This window comes from Rhizobium ruizarguesonis (assembly GCF_012349115.1).
Classification (GTDB): Bacteria; Pseudomonadota; Alphaproteobacteria; order Rhizobiales; family Rhizobiaceae; genus Rhizobium; species Rhizobium ruizarguesonis.
Map to the genome: position 1 here is coordinate 29,720 of NZ_PQIG01000063.1, position 17,526 is coordinate 47,245.

Below are 17,526 nucleotides of genomic sequence, written 5' to 3' on the forward strand. Positions count from 1 at the left end.
GCGACGCCTGAGATGGCGGAGTTTAAGATACTGCCGCCTCGCCAGTGAGGACCCGAGCTGCCTTAGCCAGAGGGCGCAGCAGCAAATAGGATGCGAAGACGTGAGTGATCATCAGCAGGGGCACGTAAATGATCGGGATCGCATATGCGGCGCCCAATTCCCCCGCCCGCGCGGGAAGGCCGGCCTGGATCGCGTGATAGTAGTCGAGGACGAGGTCGCCCATTCCCACGAGATTGAAGGCGACGACGAACAGCCAGAAGACCGGACGCATCCTGATCGTGACGAGCGCCAGCACGGCGAGCAGCCCGGCCGCAAGGTCGCCAAAGGCAGCGAAGGTGGCGAAGCTGGCGGGCAGGTTGGGACCGACGACGCCTGGGAGAAGGAAGACGAGCCCGAAGAAGCGGAAGCTGTGCAGAGTGGCGATCGCGCGGTGCGCCCTGACCCTGTCCATCGACGTGAGCCAGGGCAGAATATAGGCGCCGAAGCAAATCAGCCACGCGACATAGCCTAGGACGAGATGAGTTTGGAAGATGGATTCCGTCGACATCGGGGCACTCCTGATTTGTGGGATCCAGATGTACGCCCGCTTCCCGCGGTCGACTATTCGCGATAATATCGATGCGGTATGAAGCAGAACTTCACAGTCAGGCAAGGCGCGCTCGATGGCGTTGAGGCGTTTCTGAGCGTTGCCCGGCACCGTAGTTTTCGCAGGGCAGCTGGCGAACTCGGAGTGACCCCATCGGCAATCAGCCAGGCCGTACGCGCTCTTGAGGAGCGTGTCGGCGCAGTGCTCTTCATCCGCACGACGCGCAGTGTCGGTCTGACTGAAGCCGGCGAGCGGTTCCTGACGCGCGCAAAGCCCGCTTTCGAGGAACTGGTCGCCGCAAGCGCGGTAGCGCGTGAGCTCGGGCAGAGACCGGCTGGACTGTTGCGTCTCACAGTGCCGCCGGCAGTGGTGCCGATCCTGCTGGAGCCACTGATCGCATCCTTCTGCCAGGCCTTTCCCGAGGTCGAGGTGGAGGTCTCCGCGAATGAGGAATTGGTCGATATCGCCGCCGAGGGATTTGACGCCGGTATCCGGCTCGGCCAGTTCATCGCAGCCGACATGGTCGCGGTCCGGCTGACGCCGTCCTTCCCGCTGGTGGTCGTCGGCAGCCCCGAATATCTGCGCCGGAGAGGGCGGCCCGAGCGTATCCACGATCTGCGTCAGCATGCCTGCATCCGCATGCGCCGCTCGAACGGCTCAATCGCGCCGTGGTCGTTTGTCAACGGCAAAAACCCGATCGAGGCTGTTGTCTCCGGCCCGCTGATCGCCCATGATTTCCCCACCATGCTGGGAGCCGCTGTCGAAGATATGGGGCTTGCGCAGGTGCCGGAGCCAATCGCCGCCGGACCCGTGAAGGCGGGAAAACTCGTCCGCGTCCTGGAGGCGTTCGCCCCGATGGCGCCGGGTGTGTTCCTCTACTATCCCAGCCGCCATCAAGTGATGCCGAAGCTGCGGGCCTTTATCGATCACGTGAAAGGCCGGGCGGATGCTGGCGACAAACCCCGAATTCACATCGATGACACGCAAACACCAGCCACGAAAATGCGCTGAGGTGGAAAGCGCTGACCAGAATAGATCCAAACACTTTGTGAAGCAGATCAACGATACGAGGCGACCGTTGTTGCGAAGATAATGCCGCATCCATTGATTTCGAACGCCTAGATGACGCTCAAGATTGCCCATCACACGCGGTTTTGATATTCCCGATCCTCAAGGGATCGGTGGGGCGAGGCGGGCGTCTTCATGCCGGTTCTACCGATCATGACTGCAGTCTCACGGCCCGGCAGCCGGAGCCCCACGATCATCCATCCTGTTGTCGGAGAACATATGCTCGACGAGGTCTTTCCCATTCCGACCAGGGCCTTGATCCGCCAGGGTGGGCGGGCCTGTTTTTATCGTCTCGTCAATACGAGCCCCTTGTTGATACAGGTGCAATCGGGAACGAAGATTGTCATGGCAGATGACAGGGCTTTGCGCCTCGAGGCGGGCGCCTATGGCTTGCTGCCCGACTACAGACCGTTGACGATGGAGAACATTCCCAAAGCGCCGCAGAAGTATCAGACCCTGGCGCTTCCCGTTCCGCGACCGCTCTTCGAGGAAGCCTATATCAGAATGGGATCGATCGCTGTTCCATCGAGGCCTGTGCCGGCAGGCACCTCCAGCCTGCCGGAGGAAGCCGCGGCATTGTTTGACTATTGCTGTCAGCCTGGCAATCTGACGAGGCTTCCCGGCGCGATTGCCAAGGCTCGCTTGATGGAACTGATCACCTGGTTTGCGCTCTGTGGAGCGGTATTGGGTCAATGCCAAAGTCCTCGGCTCGAGGACCGGCTGCGGCAGATGATCGAAAGTGATACGGCCTTTGATTGGACGCTGGGGCACGCGGCGCGCTCGTTCAACATGAGCGAAGCGACGCTCAGGCGTAAGCTGGCTGCGGAGAATACCGGCTTCAGTGAGATCTTGAGCGATACAAGGATGAATCGCGCCTTGGGCCTCATCCAGACCACTACCCTGCCGATGGCGCAGGTTGCGCTTGAGGTCGGTTACGATTCACCGTCTCAATTCGCGGCGCGGTTCAAAGAGCGGTTTGGCGTCAATCCACGCCATGTGCGGGGCGGCTCCGAGCGTTTTGAGCGGATCGGGGCAGAAGTTGAGCGTAGCGGGGCAGATGCACATGCTCGGTGACGGTAGTTTTCCTGCATAATCAACCGCAGGAAAACAGAATGCGTTTTATCACAGCAGTACTTCTCGCCACATCCGTCTTTGGCGCGACGGCCGCACAGGCCGAAATGAAGCTCACCTCGAAGGATTTGATCGCCGGCAAGTCCATGACCGATGCGCAGGTCTTCAACAGCTTCGGCTGCGCCGGCAAGAACATCTCGCCGGAACTGACCTGGTCGGGGGCTCCTGAGGCGACCAAGAGCTTCGCCATCATGGCTTACGATCCGGATGCTCCCACAGGCTCGGGCTGGTGGCATTGGTCGGTGTTCAACATTCCCGCAGATGCCTCGGAGATCGCCACCGGCGCCAGCGGTGACAAAAAGCTTCCCGCAGGCACTGTCGAAGGTCGCACCGATTTTGGCATGTCAGGCTATGGCGGCGCGTGCCCGCCGGCCGGCGATCAGCCGCACCACTACCAGTTCACCGTCTACGCGCTCTCGGTCGACAAGCTCCCGCTTCCCGAGACCGCGCCGGCTGCCATGGTTGGCTTCTATGTCAGGGCCAATACGCTCGCCAAGGCCTCCGTCGAGGTCACCTACGGCCGCTGAAGCCGGCTTCGGATCGTAGTCGTCATTCCCTTTATGACAACGGCCGGCCGAGGTGACTGAACCTCGGCCGACCGTTTCCTATGCGGGCTTCTCTGGCCTGTAAAACCTAGGCAGTCATTGCTTGCCAGCAGATCAACGGACCGTCTTCAGCATCGACCCGCTCGCCGATTTGGACAAAGCCATTGCGTTCAAGAACACGCTGTGACGCGATGTTGTCGACGCGGGTCTCCGCACAGACCAGAGCCACACGAGGGTCGTTCCGCGCCCACTGAAGCAACTGCCCTATGGCCCGCGTGGTGCATCCACGACCCTGGTGTGAAGGCGCAACCCCATAGCCGATATGGATGTTTCCATCTTGTGGAACCCGAACGATGGAGCACAGGCCGACGATCTCGCCATCCTCCACGATCATCCAGGCCGACGGCGATAATTCTGCGCCGATGTCAGCCGCGAGGCGGTTCAACATCGCCAGTACTTCAGGAGGCGCAATGGCGCTGTCTTGGACAAGGTGCAGATTTCGAGGCGCGATGCCCTTCAGCAGCGCTTCGAAATCATTAGTGGTTAGTTCGATGATCATAGTCTTCTCGACATTAGACATGCGCCAGCATTGGGCGCGCTAAGGCCGAGCGATAGAGCGAGGATCAGCTCTCGGTCACGATGCCGTGCGCCTTCATCCCTACCGCCGCAGCCGGTGAGTTCTGGATCGTTGCGACGGCAAACAAAGGCATTCTCCTATAAGAAGGAAATGCGAATAACAGTGCCGGACGAGGATCGCAAGAGAGACGAGGATCGCAAGAGACTCGGATCGGTCGGCACGCCATGACGGTAGTCTATGCCGCTGGCAGTTACCATCGTGGCATTGAACACCGTGCACTATGGTCCGCCGTTGGAAGTTTCCGGCATGATCCATGCCAAACCGCAAGATCGGTCGAGCGCTGCGTTGCCGAAGGAATCTAGTTTGAGCTGCCACGGAGACCAAGACGAATGACCGCAGCGCTTCGGAACTATCATGAGCGGATGCAGCGAGTGCTGGATTATATCGACCAGCACCTCGATGACGATCTCGATCTTGACGTTTTGAGCGGTGTCGCGGCCTTCTCGAAGTTTCATTTCCACCGGCAGTTCACGGCGACCTTCGGATTGTCAGTGCATCGCTATGTCAGGCTTGCCCGCATGAAGCGCGCTTCATACCGGCTGGCCTACAGGGACGAAGAACGCGTCACCGATATAGCGATGGATGCCGGTTACAACGCACCGGATGCCTTCGCCCGCGCCTTTCGGCAACGGTTCGGACAATCGCCTTCGTCGTTTCGGAAGTCTCCCGACTGGGAGCCGTGGCTTGCCGCCTTCGGGACTCTCGACAATGCAAGGAGCAAGCTCATGCAGAAGACTTTTACCACTGACGACGTGATAATTCGCAATGTGCCCACCACGCCGGTGGCGATCATGGAGCATCGGGGCGATCCGGCGTCGCTCGGCGCCACCATCCAGCGGTTCATCGCCTGGCGCAAGGCCGCTGGCCTACACCCCAGGACAAGTCCGACCTTCAACGTCTGGCGTTCCGAGCGGCGTCCTCAGTCGCCTGCCGATTATAGCGTCGACCTCTGTGTCGGGACCGGCCAACCGATCGAGGCGAACGGCGAAAAGATCAAAGTTGGCGAGATCCCTGGCGGACGCTGCGCGGTGCTGTGCGTCGTCGGCAACACCGACAATCTGGAGCCCGCCGCGCTCTACCTTTATCGCGACTGGCTTCCGGCCAGCGGCGAGGCAGCACGCGACTTCCCGATCTATTGCCAGCGGCTGAGCTTCTTCCCGGAAGTGGCGGAGCATGAGGCGGTGGCGGAGTTGTTTCTGCCGCTGAAATAGCGCCCTGTGATGACGGCTTGTCCATTCTGATCGCTGGAAGCGGACAGGCCGTTGTCCACCCCAGGCCGGCCGGTTGGCGACCATCAGGTCGCGGATTTATGCGCAAAACCAATTGCGATATGAAATCAGTTGAGCTAACTTCCAACCGATTGCATAATGCAAGCAGACTTGTGCGGAAATGCCGTCTAAGGAAAGGAAGTGAGTATGGCTAGACTTGTGTTTGGAATGAACCAGTCCCTGGACGGCTACGTCGATCATATGGCGTTTGCGCCAGGCCCGACGCTCTTCCGCCACTTCATCGAAGAGGCTCAGCGGCAGGCGGGCAGTGTGTACGGTCGCCAGATGTATGAGGTCATGCGTTACTGGGACGATGAACATCCTGAATGGGATGCAGAGCGACAGGCCTTCGCGGCGGCGTGGCGGAACCAGCCGAAATGGGTCGTCTCGCGCTCGTTGACGTCGGTCGGTCCCAATGCCAGGCTCGTTGGGGAAGATCTTGAGGCTGCAATCCGCGAGCTGAAGGCGGAACGCGACGGGGAGATCGAAGTTGCTGGCCCCAATTTGGCGCGAAGCCTCACCGAACTTGGCCTGATCGATGAGTATCGAATCTACCTGCACCCCGTCGTGATCGGTCACGGCAAGCCATATTTCGCCGGACCCCGGCCGCCGCTCCGCCTGATGGCTCATGACCGGATTGGCGAGGATGTGATCAGGTTGACCTACGTTCCGGCTTGATCTCGGGACTCGCCAGATGAAAATCGCCGTGAAAGTCTGGTCTTGGCTTGGGGCCAAAGCGACGGAAACAGCCCGCTTCGGTGGCGAACTTCTCCGGCGCTATTCCCCTTCACTCCCACTCGATCGTGCCCGGCGGCTTCGACGTAACATCGTAGACCACGCGGTTGATGCCGCGCACCTCGTTGATGATGCGGGTCGCGGCGCGGCCGAGGAATTCCATGTCGTAGTGGTAGAAATCGGCCGTCATGCCGTCGACGGAAGTGACGGCGCGCAATGCGCAGACAAATTCATAGGTGCGCCCGTCGCCCATGACGCCGACGGTCTGGACGGGGAGCAGCACGGCGAAGGCCTGCCAGATGGCGTCGTAGAGGCCGGCCTTGCGGATTTCGTCGAGATAGATCGCATCGGCCTCGCGCAGGATCTCCAGCTTCTCGCGGGTGATGCCGCCGGGGCAGCGGATCGCAAGGCCGGGGCCTGGGAAGGGGTGGCGGCCGATGAAGCTGTCGGGCAGGCCGAGTTCGCGGCCGAGCGCGCGCACCTCGTCCTTGAAGAGTTCGCGCAGCGGCTCGACGAGCTGCATCTTCATGCGCTCCGGCAGACCGCCGACATTGTGGTGCGACTTGATCGTCACCGACGGGCCGCCGGTGAAGGAAACGCTCTCGATCACGTCGGGATAGAGCGTGCCCTGGCCGAGGAAATCGGCGCCGCCAAGCTTCTTTGCCTCTTCCTCGAAGGTCTCGATGAACAGCCTGCCGATGATCTTGCGCTTGGTTTCCGGATCGCTGACGCCCTCGAGTTCGCCAATGAAGCGATCGGCGGCATCGACGTGCAACAGATGCAGATTGTAGTGCTCGCGGAACATGGCGACGACGCCGGCCGCCTCGTCCTTGCGCATCAACCCGTGGTCGACGAGGATGCAGGTCAGCTGGTCGCCGACGGCCTCGTGGATCAAGAGGGCTGCGACGGAGCTGTCGACGCCGCCCGAAAGCGCGCAGATGACGCGCTTGTCGCCCACTTGCGCGCGGATCTGCTCGACCGCCTTCTGGCGGTAGGCCGACATCGACCAGTCGCCCTTGATGCCGGCGATGTTGTGGATGAAATTGCCGATCAGCTTAGCGCCATCAGGCGTATGCACGACTTCCGGGTGGAACTGCACGCCGTAATATTTGCGCTTCTCGTCGGCGATGAAGGCATAGGGCGCGTTGGAGGAGGTGGCGACCACCTCGAAACCATCCGGCAGCGCGGTGACGCGGTCGCCATGGCTCATCCAGACCTGGTGGCGCGAGCCGGAGGACCAGAGGCCCTCGAACAGCTGGCAGTCCCTGTCGACCTCGAGGAAGGCGCGGCCGAATTCGCGGTGATGGCCGCTTTCGACCTTGCCGCCGAGCTGCATGCACATTGTCTGCTGGCCATAGCAGATGCCGAACACCGGCAGGCCGCTGTCGAAGATGATCTGTGGCGCTCGCGGCGATCCCTCGTCCACCGTGGAAGCCGGGCTGCCCGATAGGATCACGGCCTTCGGCTGCAGGCGGTGGAAGCCTTCTTCGGCCGATTGGAAGGGGACGATCTCGCAATAGACGCCAGCCTCGCGCACGCGCCGTGCGATGAGCTGGGTCACCTGGCTGCCGAAATCGACGATGAGAACGGAGTCGGGATGTGCTGTCTGGGTCATGGCGAGGCTTTAATGAAAAGCGCTTCGCCTGGCAATCCGGGAAATCGGCGGCATCGGGTTTTTATTGTTCCAATTGTCCCGCATTCAAGGGCTCAGAACCAGAAAACCCCGTCCTCCAGCGCTGTGAACAGGCTGTCGACGCCATAGGAGAGCTTGCGGTCGACGATGTGCAGATATTCGGTCCAGCCGGATATATGCTGCAGCTCGACAGCGCCGTCGGAAATGCCGCGAAGGCCGATCAGCGGCAGCTTGTAGCCCTGGCAGGCCCGCAGCACCGCATAGGTCTCCATATCGACCATGTCGGCGTCGATCCCTGTATAGGCGGCGCCCGAAATGATGTTGCCGCCGGTGGAAAGGCTTGCTTCGGCAATGCCGGGAATGCGCAGCGGCAGCTCGAGCGTTGCCGGCAGGTCGAGAAAGGGTGTCTTGCCCTTTTCGAAGCCGAGTGGCGAGGCGTCCATGTCGCGGTAGGAAACCGAGGTCACCTGATAGATTTCGGTCTGCTCCAGTTTCGCGGAGCCGGCCGAGCCGAGGGACACGACGAGATCGGGCAGGTCGTCGACGGCATCCAGCCGCGCCAATGTCTTGCTCAGCGCGATGGCTGCCTCGACCGGGCCGACGCCGGTCATCAAAGGTTCGATGCGCGAACGCAGGAAGGGACCGTATTCGGCCTCCGCCGCCATGACGAAAAGGATGGATTTCCCCGCGACCGATTTCAGTTCGAACTTCATCCCGTAATGCCCTCTCTACCGCGGATCACCATCATCGTTCCGGTCATGGAGGCGATGAGTTTGGCCGGCCCGTCGCTGATCGCGTAGCCTCGCCCGTCGGCGACGATGATGGTGGAGCCGGGTTTGGTGATTTCCCCGCGAAACAGGAAACGATCGCCACGCCCCGGCGACATGAGATTGACCTTGAACTCGATCGTCAGGATCGAGGCTTCCGGGTCGATGACGCTATAGGCGGCAAAGCCACAGGCCGAATCGAGCGCTGCGGAAATGATGCCCGCATGCAGGATGCCGTGCTGCTGTGTCAGTTTGACGTCGAAGGGAAGCTCGATCTCGACGACGCCGTGCTCGACGCGCGTCAGCTCCGCGCCGATCGTCTCCATCGCCGCCTGCCGCGCAAAATTACGGCGGATTCGCGCGCGGAAATCGCCCCTGTCAGTCTCGCTCATGTCTGCCCCTCTTGCAGCCGCGAAAGTGGCATGGCGCGCCGCATTCGACAAGCTGGACATTGCTGAAATCGGTCCGGGCGCCGATGGAAACCCGGGACCGTGTCGCCGGGGCAACCTTTCACCTTCCGTCGCCGTACAAGCCGGTACAGCCGGCCGGTACCGCTGGCCGGTACTGCTGGCCAATACCGCTGGCCAGTACTGCCGGATCGTGGCGATCCGATGCGAAGGCGATTGCAGCTTCGCGCGGTGCGCGTATTCTCCGCATCGGGTCGCGAAATGATGGAGCGCCAGCATGACGACGATATCGCAATCGGTCCGGAATTTCGAGACCTGGCTGGCCGGCGAACTCGGCGACGATCTCGTCAAGGACGATCTCAGGGAGAAGCACGAGAAGATGCGAAGCGGCGATTTCGTCTTCCTGCGCGCCACCTATTGGCGCTGGTGCGAGATCATCCTCGATATCTGCCCGGAACTCACAGACGCGCCTGAGGTGCTGGCGATCGGCGATACGCATCTGGAGAATTTCGGCACCTGGCGCGATATCGAGGGCCGGCTCGTCTGGGGCGTCAATGACTTCGACGACGCGGCAGTGATGCCCTATGCATTTGATCTCGTTCGCCTAGCGGCAAGCGCCGTCTTGGCGCGCGGCGACGACGGTCCCTCGGTTCGCATGATCGGCGAGCTGATCCTCAGCGGTTATCGCAGGGGCCTTGAAAATCCGCTGCCCGTCATCCTCGAGCGCGACCACAAATGGCTGCGCAAGGCGTTGATTCTGCCGAATTCCGGACGCCGGGAATTCTGGGAGAAATACGAAATGTTGCTTCCCGGCAGCAAGCCGCCGCCATCAGCGTACGTTAAGGCGCTCGCCGCCGCGCTGCCGTCCGGGGCAGGACCCTTTGTGCCGAAGCCGCGCAGCGGCGGCACCGGCAGCCTCGGCCGGCCGCGTTTCGTCGCCTATGCCGAATGGCAGGGTGGGCCGGTGCTGCGCGAGGCAAAGGCGCTGCTGCCGTCCGCCTGGTCGCTTCGCCACAGGCCGCAGGACGCGGTGATCCATGCAAGCGAGATCGCCAATGGGCGGGCGCGCTCAGCCGATCCGCACTACCGGGTTTCCGGCCGCATCCTCGTGCGCCGGCTCTCGCCGAACAACTGCAAGATCGAAATCGACCGGCACCCCGAGATCCTGCTTTCGCCGACGATGCTCGAACTGATGGGCTTCGAGATCGCCAATTGCCATTCCGACGATGCGGCGGCGGTTGCAGTCATCCTGAAGGATTTAGCGGCGCGGGGAAACGAATGGCTGCACGAGGCGGCAAGGGCCGCGGCATCGAGCGTCAGCGCCGAGCAGAAAGCCTATTCGCGTGCCGGCTAAAACTCCACTTCCGTGATTAGATCCGTACGATGTGCTGATCCCAGGCGACGTCGCTGCGGGTCGACAGGAAATCGCCATCATAGGAGGAGACGGCAAAGCCGCTTTTTGCCGGCGCGATGCCCGCCGCATCCGGAACGGAGGTCTCGGCCAGCATCTTGCCCGTCCTTGCGTCGATGGTCACCGAGGCGCCGCCCTTCGGCGAGGTGATACCGACGAGACCTTCGCTGCGATTGACGGCGATCGCTCCGACGTAATTGGCAAGCCTGCGCGTCGTCTCCTCCGGCAGGTCGATGAAGGAGAGATTCTCGCCCTTGGCGAAATGGCCGACGAGCGGCGGCAAATCCTTGCGGTGACCTTCATACTGGCAGGCGAACCAGATGCGGCCCTCGCCGTCGAGATCGACGTGGCGGGTGGAGAGTTCCGCCCATTCCGCCGGCAGCACATGTTTTTCGATCAGCGCCCCGGTCGCCGCATCGATCAGCGCCAGCGATGGCTGCATCTCGCCGAGATTGAGCTTGGTGCGGCCGAAATCCGGATGCGTCTCGATGCCGCCATTGGCGACGATGAGAAGGCGTCCGTCGTCAGAAACCGTCATGTCGTGCGGACCGATGCCGTAGGTCTCGAATTCGCCGATGCGGGTGAAGCGGTTGGTGGCGTCGTAAAGACCGATCATGCCGCGATTGCCGTCGAAGTCGTTCTCGCTGGCATAGAGCAGACGACCATTGGGAGAGAAGGCGCCATGACCGTAGAAATGCCGGCCCTCTGGCGAACTGATGGCGATCGGCTCGCCCTTGTTCCGCGGATCGAAGATCATCGCAAAGGTGCCCGGCCGGCGCGCGAAAGCGACCGTCTTGCCGGTGGCAGCGCTGAAGGCCATGCCGTGGGCGCGGGCGGGAAGCGTCATCTGATCGACGATCTCGCCGCGCTCGGTCACGGTCGCAACGGCAAAGGAGCCGTCGGCTGCCCGAATGCCCGAGGCATAGATCGCATCAGTCCGCTCCAGTGCCATCAGCGACCTCGGCGCCAGGGCTGCAAGGAAGCCGAGGCCGGCCGCCTTGACGAAACTGCGTCGGTCGATCTCGGCACTTCGCATCATCGTCTCAATCTCCGTCCGAAAAGGAAAAGCCGGCCGAAAGGCCGATCGCCGCGCCATATTCGTCGCTGATCCGGGTGATCAGGTCGCGGCTGTCGGCAAGCAGCGTATCGAGCTTGGCCTTCTCCGCATCGCTTGTGGCGACGTCGATGTCGGGATTGAGCTTCGGCACGCTGTCGAGCAGCGATTTGAAGTCCTCGTCGATCGCGGCGGCAATCGGCTGTTTGTCCGGCGGCAGAAGCTCGGCCATGCCGGCCTTCTGCCAGAGCGTGCGCAGGCCTTCCAGATTGGCGGCCATCGATTTCCAGGTATTTTTGGAGCGCCAGTAGATCGCCATGCGCGGCCGTGGCGCGGTGTCCTTGCCCTTGTAGAACTGCTCCAGCCGCTGGTCGCGGACATTCTCCGCACCATGGACGAGAATGCCGAGCAGCGCCGTCACCGCTTCCTTGTTGTCCATGAAATCGTTGCTCTGCGGGCCTGGATGTTTCCAGCTCGCCTGCACGCCATCGGGCTTTTCCCAGGCGGCGACGACTTCGCCGGCCTCACGCTGGATATTGCCGGCGACCGCCTGGCCGTAAAGGCAGCGGAAACTGCCTTTCTGCCCGACGAGATCGTCGGAGCCATTGCCGTAAAGCACGTATTCCAGCGCCGTCAGGCCTTGCAACGCAACACTCTTGCCGGCGATCGCATCAACGGTCGAGTCGTTCGGATCGGCCTTGGCGATCAGCGCCTGCACCTGCTTGAGGCCGACGCCCTTGCGGTCGGGATAAAACAGGATGTGCTCGAAGAGATTGTCCTGGATGACAGGCCCCGTCTGGACGATCTCGATGATCGACCAATAGCGGATCGTGTCGTCGAATGTGGACTTCGCCTTGTCGAGCGTCTGCTGCGTGCCGTCGGCGCAAAGATCCTTCATCGCCGTCGTCAGCCGGGCGGCCGATTGCTGCATGTTGCGATAGCCGGGACGGATCACCTCGTCGACGGCGCGCTGCATGACGGCGGGAACGGCATCCTCGTTCAGCCCTGCCGGCGGAGTGGTCGTCTGGGCGGCCGCGGATGTGGCGAGGCCGATCAGAGTAAGGCAGAGCAGGGGGTGCCAAAGGCGCATCAAAGTGACTCCAGGAATGTAATCAGGGCCGCCCTGTCGTCTGTCGACAGGGAGGAGAAAGCGTTGCGGGCCTTTTCAGCTTCACCGCCATGCCAGAGGATCGCTTCGGTGAGGCTCCGCGCACGGCCGTCATGCAGGAAAAAGCTGTGTCCGCTGACAGTCCGGGTCAGTCCTATACCCCATAGCGGCGGCGTGCGCCATTCACGTCCGCTTGCAAGACCGACCTGCTGCCCGTCGGCAAGCCCGTCGCCCATATCGTGCAGAAGAAAGTCGGAATAGGGCCAGATCAGCTGGAAGGACTGTGCTTTTTCAGGTGTATCCCGCCGGGTGACGAATTTCGGCACATGACAGGAAATGCAGCCGCTTTCGTAGAAGATCCGCTTGCCCTGCAGCGTCTCGGCGAAGCTTGCCTTGCGCCGTGCGGGAACGGCGAGATTTTCGGAATAGAAGGTGACGAGGTCGAGAATGGGACCCGGCGCCTCTTCTCCGCCCAGCCGTTTCTGCACCCCGGTCGGCATATCAAGGCATTTTTCTTCCGCCTTGGTGCAGTCGCCCTGCGCATTCGGCTGATCGGGCGTCGAGATGCCGATATCGTTGGCGAAGGCATCGGCACTCTGGTCGCGCACCGTGGCGTTCTGCGCCTTCCAGCCGAACCGTCCGAGCGCAATCTTGCCGCTGCGATGGTCGCGCACGATCGCAGCCTTCCCCGAAATGCCGTCGCCATCGGCATCATCCGGATCGGCATGGGCCAGGATATCGGCTTCGGGAATTGCCTCGATCAGTCCGAGGCCGATCATCGCCGAGGCGACACGCGGCGAAATCGTCGTCGCGGGATCGAGCGGTCCATAGGCGGGATTGACAACCGCATAGCTCGGCCGGCGCAGCGACACAGTCTCGCCGTCGCCGAGCGTCACCCTCTCTTCGCGGTAGCTGATCGCCATCTTCCCCTCGGCAGCAAGGCCGGGAACGGCGAGGTCCTGCAGCTGATGGCCGTAGACCGGATCGGGAAAATTGACGACATCAGCACTCGCAACCGCCTTTTCTTCCTCCGGCGTCCTGGCCGCACGGGAAAGCCGCAGCAACATCGAGGTGGCGCTCGGACCTCCCTCCGGCGGTCTGCCGCGGCCATCATTGACATGGCAGCTCATGCAGGAGCGGGCGTTGAACATCGGCCCGAGACCATCGGAGGCCTGCGTCGAGGAGGGAGCGGAAACCCAGAGCTTGCGAAAGAGCGCGTTGCCGAGCTTGAAATTCTGCTCTTCCTCGAAGGGGATATTGGCCGAAATATGCGAGAAGCTGTCCTCGGTGACGGGGTCGATCGAGGTCGTCGCTCCTGCCTGCATCGCTTCGTATTGTTCGGCCTTGGAAAAATCCGCCGTCGGCCGGGTGACGTCGGCGACACGTTGCAGATCGGCTTCGGAAAGGTCGGTGCGTTTCGTCGGCAGATCGAAACCGGCGGCGATGCTGACGGAATAACCGGCAAGCGTGGCGCAGAGCGCTGCGCTGGCGATCAATCGGCGGGCCGGGGCATGCGACATTTCAGGGTCCGGGCCGCTCCGGCTTTCGAAGCGGCCCGCCTTTTTGCTTATTTGAAGACGGCGTTAGGATTATCCAAGCTGTCGGAACCTTCAAGCTGAACCGTACCGAGATCGAGTGCGGCAATAACGCGCTGCACCGATTTCGTCTGGTCGATCAGCCCGTCGATGGCGGCCTGGACGACCGCATTGCCTTCCTTGTTGCCCTCGCCGATCATCTGGTCGTACTTCTCGACCGTCTCGCCGCGCTTTGCCATGGCGTTCATGGCATCGAGCGTCTTGTTGAGCTTGCCTTCCACTTCGGCATCGAGCGCCTTGTCCTTGGCGGCCACCAGATCGTGCAGCGACGGACCGCTGAGCTTGGTGCCGTCGGCGCGGGTATAATTGCCGGTATAGGCGGCAGCGATGCCGATCGCGTCGTTGAGATGCGAGTTATAGGTATTGTCCGAGAAGCAATCATGCTCTTCTTCCGGATCGTGCAGCAGCAGGCCGAGCTTCATGCGCTCGCCGGCAAGCTCGCCGTAGGAAAGCGAACCCATGCCCGTCAGGATCGCCACGAGGCCGGCCTTCGGATCGGCTTCGACGTTCTTCGTCGCCGCACCGTCCGGCGTCCAGTTGTCGGTCATTTCCTGCAGGTCGGAAACCAGCAGGGTGGAGGCGGACTTCAGATATTCGGCGCGCCGGTCGCAATTGCCGTGCGTGCAATTCTTGAGGTCGTAATCGGTTGCCGGGCGATCGCCGGCGCCGGGACCCGTGCCGTTCAGATCCTGGCCCCAGAGCAGGAATTCGATGGCGTGATAGCCGGTCGCGACATTGGCTTCGATGCCGCCGGCCTCGGCCAGCGTGCCCGAGAGGAATTCCGGCGTCAGCTTGGAGGCGTCGACATCCTTGCCGTCGATCTTGATCGTCTTGTTGGCGATGACATTTGCCACGTAGAGGGAATTTTCGTCGCTCTCGGTGCCGTAGGAGGCATCGACATAGTCGATCAGGCCTTCATCGAGCGGCCATGCATTGACCTTGCCTTCCCAGTCGTCGACGATCGGATTGCCGAAGCGATAGACTTCCGTCTGCTGGTAGGGAACACGCGCCTTTATCCAGGCCTCCCTGGCGGCCTTGAGCGTCGCGTCGGTCGGCGCCTTCAGGAAGGCGTCGATCGCGGCGTCGAGCGCCTTGGCCGTCGTCAGCGAGTCTTCGTATTTCGCATGCGCCACGTCGGCATAGTGTTTCACCACGGCGGCGGCATCGGTCTCGGCATGCGCGGGAAGGGCGAGCAGGGCGGCGGGGGCAATCGCCAGCACGGCTGCGCGGAATGTGTTGAGCTTCATGATCCTCTCCTGTGACGGGATTTTCCGTCTACCGCATCGGCCCGAAAATCGGAATCGATTTTCGGAAAGCACGATGCGTCGATTCAAAGTGTTACAGCGTCCTTTGCGCGTCTGATAAGACGCGCGGCGCTGTGATCGGGCTCCGTCTCTTCGCGCAAAAGCAAACTGGTGTCAAACACTCTAGTTTGGAATGATTTTAAGAATGGACAGGCGCGGCTAACCGGTCATTTTTGAACGGCATTTGCTTGAAAAACCGGCAGTTGCGGAGGCCTCCGCTAGGTCGCGTCAGCCCTTCCGCTGCATGCGACAGAAGAAGAAGCCGTCTGTATCGGTGGAGGCGGGGGTCAAAGTCACCGACAGCCCGTCGGAAGAGTGCGGACGCGGGGCGTCCTTTCCGAAGAGCTGATCCCAGGCAGGCAGGGCGCCGACGATCTGAAAATCAGGATTGTCAGCCGTGAAGCGGCGCGCCTGTTCCTCGTTCTCCTGGGGCAGGACCGAGCAGGTCACATAGATCAGATCGCCGCCGGGTTTGACGAAGCCGCTCGCCTGCGCCAGCGCGTCCTGCTGCTGGGCGGTGCGTTCGTCGAGGTTCTTCGCCGTCAGCCGCCATTTCGTATCGGGGCGGCGGCGCCATGTGCCGGTGCCGGTGCAGGGCGCGTCGACCAGCACCTTGTCGCAGCGTCCGGCAAGGCCGGAGAGCGCCCTGGCATCGTCATGCACCTGGACATTGCGTGTGCCCGCCCGCTTCAGCCGCTCGATGATCGGCGCCAGCCGTTTGCGGTCGGCGTCATAGGCATGAACCTGTCCCTTGTTCTGCATGGCCGCCGCCATGGCGAGCGTCTTGCCGCCGCCGCCGGCGCAATAGTCGAGAACCTGTTCGCCATCGCTCGCGAGCACCAGGTCGGCGACGATCTGCGATCCCTCGTCCTGAACTTCGAACCAGCCTTTTTGGAACGAAAGCTCGGCTGTCACGTTGGGGAGACGCGAGGCGCCTTCACCAGCGGCAATCCGGATGCCGTAGCGGGCGATCTTCGCTGCATGCGCGTTGGCTCTTTCAAGCGCCTTGACGACCTTGTCGCGGGAGGCTTTGAGCAGGTTGGCGCGCAGATCGAGCGTCGGGCGGGCGGCGAGCGCTTGTGCCTCGGCGAGCCAGCCGGCGCCGAAGGCCTGTTCGAAGGAGGATTGGACCCATTCGGGAATATCGCCGCGGATATGCGGTGGCGCATCGTCGAGCGAGCGGCTTTGAAAGGCCGAGACGGCGTCGGCCGAAAGTGGCACCGGCGCGAACTTGTCATCCGCCAGCTCGGTGGCAAGACTGTCCGGTGTGAAACCCCATTGGCGGAACATGACGGCATGGGCAATGGCCGCAGCACTGTCGTCATCCATCAGCCAGGCGTGGGAAAGCCGCATGCGCAGTGCATCATAGACGATGTTGCCGATCGCCGCACGATCGCCGGAGCCGGCGAAGCGGTGCGCGAGGCCCCAGTCCTTCAGCGCGTCGGCGACGGGCCGCTTGCGGGCATCGATGTCCGCGAGCACAGAAATCGCCCCTTCGAGGCGGCCGCCCAGACGCATTCACATGTCTCCTATTGCCGTAGCGTGTGAACGATCAGCGCAAACGCGAGTGTCACGCAGTCGTTGTTCACATGTCTCAACCGGGTGGTAACCGCGATTGACGGCAAGAGCAAGCGCCGCTTCCGGCGCAGTCAGTGGCGGCCTCAGCTGACGACTTGGTAGCAGACCTTCGCAGTGCCGGAGCTCACCATGCCGATATTCTGCGCGGCGGCGCGCGACAGGTCGATTACACGACCACGGATGAACGGACCACGATCGTTGATACGAACGACGACGGTGCGGCCATTGTTGCGGTTGGTGACCTTCACCTTGGTGCCGAAAGCAAGCGAACGATGTGCGGCAGTCAAGATGGCAGGGTTCATACGTTCCCCGGAAGCAGTTTTGGAGCGAAGTGCGTACCATGAAGCACCGCCACAACCATTGCCAGCAAAACCTTCCGCCGGAAGCATGGAAGAACAGGCTGCAATAGTTACAGCGGCGATAATAGAACGACGTATGTTCTTCAAAACAGAGTATCCCTCAACTATTGAACTCACGCCCTTGCAGGCGGCGGGGCTTAAATCTGTGAAAAAGTGGCGAAAAAGTGCCGCTGCTGTTCACGGAATATTACAATCAGTAACATGCGTGAGCGTGATGTCGGGATTCCAGCAATGCTCGCCGCGCCAAAGCGTGGAAAAAACCTAATAAAATCAGTTAAAATCCGAACGAATTTTCCGAAGGGATAGTTAACGCCATGGCGTTCACGAAAAGCGCGAAAAT

General features: G+C 61.8%; 17 protein-coding genes. 6 read left to right on the plus strand and 11 right to left on the minus strand.

Annotation, left to right across the window (positions count from 1 at the left end; genetic code table 11):
- Positions 1-22: 22 nt before the first annotated feature.
- A complete protein-coding gene (locus C3Y91_RS06960) occupies positions 23-547 on the minus strand; it encodes a DUF8737 domain-containing protein (protein WP_130656811.1) in 525 nt (174 codons plus the stop codon).
- A gap of 78 nt (positions 548-625) precedes the next feature.
- Here C3Y91_RS06960 and C3Y91_RS06965 point away from each other — a divergent pair, with 78 nt between their 5' ends.
- The 3 genes from C3Y91_RS06965 to C3Y91_RS06975 all read left to right on the plus strand — a co-directional run bounded on the left by C3Y91_RS06965 (position 626) and on the right by C3Y91_RS06975 (position 3,312).
- Positions 626-1,597, plus strand: coding sequence for a LysR family transcriptional regulator (locus tag C3Y91_RS06965; RefSeq protein ID WP_131612247.1), 972 nt, complete (start codon positions 626-628; stop codon positions 1,595-1,597).
- Between the two features lie 276 nt (positions 1,598-1,873).
- The gene (locus tag C3Y91_RS06970; RefSeq protein ID WP_131612249.1) at positions 1,874-2,728 is read left to right on the plus strand and encodes a helix-turn-helix domain-containing protein; all 855 of its coding nucleotides are present in this window, start codon (positions 1,874-1,876) and stop codon (positions 2,726-2,728) included.
- 38 nt (positions 2,729-2,766) lie between these two features.
- Entirely contained in the window at positions 2,767-3,312 is a 546-nt protein-coding gene (locus tag C3Y91_RS06975; RefSeq protein WP_168575184.1) for a YbhB/YbcL family Raf kinase inhibitor-like protein, read from the plus strand.
- A 106-nt stretch (positions 3,313-3,418) separates the two neighbouring features.
- Here the strand turns inward: C3Y91_RS06975 and C3Y91_RS06980 are convergent, their stop codons facing one another.
- Positions 3,419-3,910: a GNAT family N-acetyltransferase gene (locus tag C3Y91_RS06980; RefSeq protein WP_168575185.1), complete on the minus strand. Its 492-nt coding sequence runs from the start codon at positions 3,908-3,910 to the stop codon at positions 3,419-3,421.
- Positions 3,911-4,296: 386 nt separating this feature from the next.
- Between C3Y91_RS06980 and C3Y91_RS06985 the strand changes: the two genes are divergently transcribed.
- Together C3Y91_RS06985 and C3Y91_RS06990 are read left to right on the plus strand one after the other, a co-directional pair.
- Positions 4,297-5,178: an AraC family transcriptional regulator gene (locus C3Y91_RS06985; protein WP_168575186.1), complete on the plus strand. Its 882-nt coding sequence runs from the start codon at positions 4,297-4,299 to the stop codon at positions 5,176-5,178.
- Positions 5,179-5,382: 204 nt separating this feature from the next.
- Entirely contained in the window at positions 5,383-5,913 is a 531-nt protein-coding gene (locus C3Y91_RS06990; protein ID WP_024322250.1) for a dihydrofolate reductase family protein, read from the plus strand.
- Positions 5,914-6,022: 109 nt separating this feature from the next.
- Here C3Y91_RS06990 and guaA read toward each other — a convergent pair whose 3' ends face one another.
- The 3 genes from guaA to C3Y91_RS07005 all read right to left on the minus strand — a co-directional run bounded on the left by guaA (position 6,023) and on the right by C3Y91_RS07005 (position 8,762).
- On the minus strand, positions 6,023-7,585 hold the full coding sequence (gene guaA, locus C3Y91_RS06995) for a glutamine-hydrolyzing GMP synthase (protein ID WP_017962899.1): 1,563 nt from the start codon (positions 7,583-7,585) through the stop codon (positions 6,023-6,025).
- Positions 7,586-7,677: 92 nt separating this feature from the next.
- On the minus strand, positions 7,678-8,316 hold the full coding sequence (locus C3Y91_RS07000; RefSeq protein WP_003544703.1) for a 5'-methylthioadenosine/S-adenosylhomocysteine nucleosidase: 639 nt from the start codon (positions 8,314-8,316) through the stop codon (positions 7,678-7,680).
- Positions 8,313-8,762 (minus strand): PaaI family thioesterase, encoded by a 450-nt coding sequence (locus C3Y91_RS07005; RefSeq protein WP_003544704.1) that lies wholly within the window; start codon positions 8,760-8,762, stop codon positions 8,313-8,315. The genes C3Y91_RS07000 and C3Y91_RS07005 overlap by 4 nt, the downstream gene beginning before the upstream one ends.
- Before the next feature lie 292 nt (positions 8,763-9,054).
- Here C3Y91_RS07005 and C3Y91_RS07010 point away from each other — a divergent pair, with 292 nt between their 5' ends.
- Positions 9,055-10,131 (plus strand): DUF2252 family protein, encoded by a 1,077-nt coding sequence (locus tag C3Y91_RS07010; RefSeq protein WP_168575187.1) that lies wholly within the window; start codon positions 9,055-9,057, stop codon positions 10,129-10,131.
- Between the two features lie 16 nt (positions 10,132-10,147).
- On the opposite strand, the gene C3Y91_RS07015 is transcribed toward C3Y91_RS07010, so the two are convergent.
- The 6 genes from C3Y91_RS07015 to C3Y91_RS07040 form a co-directional block, all read right to left on the minus strand.
- Positions 10,148-11,227, minus strand: coding sequence for a DUF1513 domain-containing protein (locus C3Y91_RS07015; protein WP_168575188.1), 1,080 nt, complete (start codon positions 11,225-11,227; stop codon positions 10,148-10,150).
- A 4-nt stretch (positions 11,228-11,231) separates the two neighbouring features.
- Complete coding sequence (locus C3Y91_RS07020) at positions 11,232-12,332, minus strand: imelysin family protein (RefSeq protein ID WP_130691415.1); 1,101 nt, start codon at positions 12,330-12,332, stop codon at positions 11,232-11,234.
- The gene (locus C3Y91_RS07025; protein WP_168575189.1) at positions 12,332-13,870 is read right to left on the minus strand and encodes a di-heme oxidoreductase family protein; all 1,539 of its coding nucleotides are present in this window, start codon (positions 13,868-13,870) and stop codon (positions 12,332-12,334) included. Before C3Y91_RS07025 ends, C3Y91_RS07020 begins: the two co-directional genes overlap by 1 nt.
- A 47-nt stretch (positions 13,871-13,917) precedes the next feature.
- Positions 13,918-15,192 (minus strand): imelysin family protein, encoded by a 1,275-nt coding sequence (locus tag C3Y91_RS07030; RefSeq protein WP_024322241.1) that lies wholly within the window; start codon positions 15,190-15,192, stop codon positions 13,918-13,920.
- A 285-nt stretch (positions 15,193-15,477) separates the two neighbouring features.
- Positions 15,478-16,767: an RsmB/NOP family class I SAM-dependent RNA methyltransferase gene (locus tag C3Y91_RS07035; RefSeq protein ID WP_168575190.1), complete on the minus strand. Its 1,290-nt coding sequence runs from the start codon at positions 16,765-16,767 to the stop codon at positions 15,478-15,480.
- Positions 16,768-16,910: 143 nt separating this feature from the next.
- Positions 16,911-17,273: a septal ring lytic transglycosylase RlpA family protein gene (locus C3Y91_RS07040; RefSeq protein WP_011650128.1), complete on the minus strand. Its 363-nt coding sequence runs from the start codon at positions 17,271-17,273 to the stop codon at positions 16,911-16,913.
- Positions 17,274-17,526: the final 253 nt, after the last annotated feature.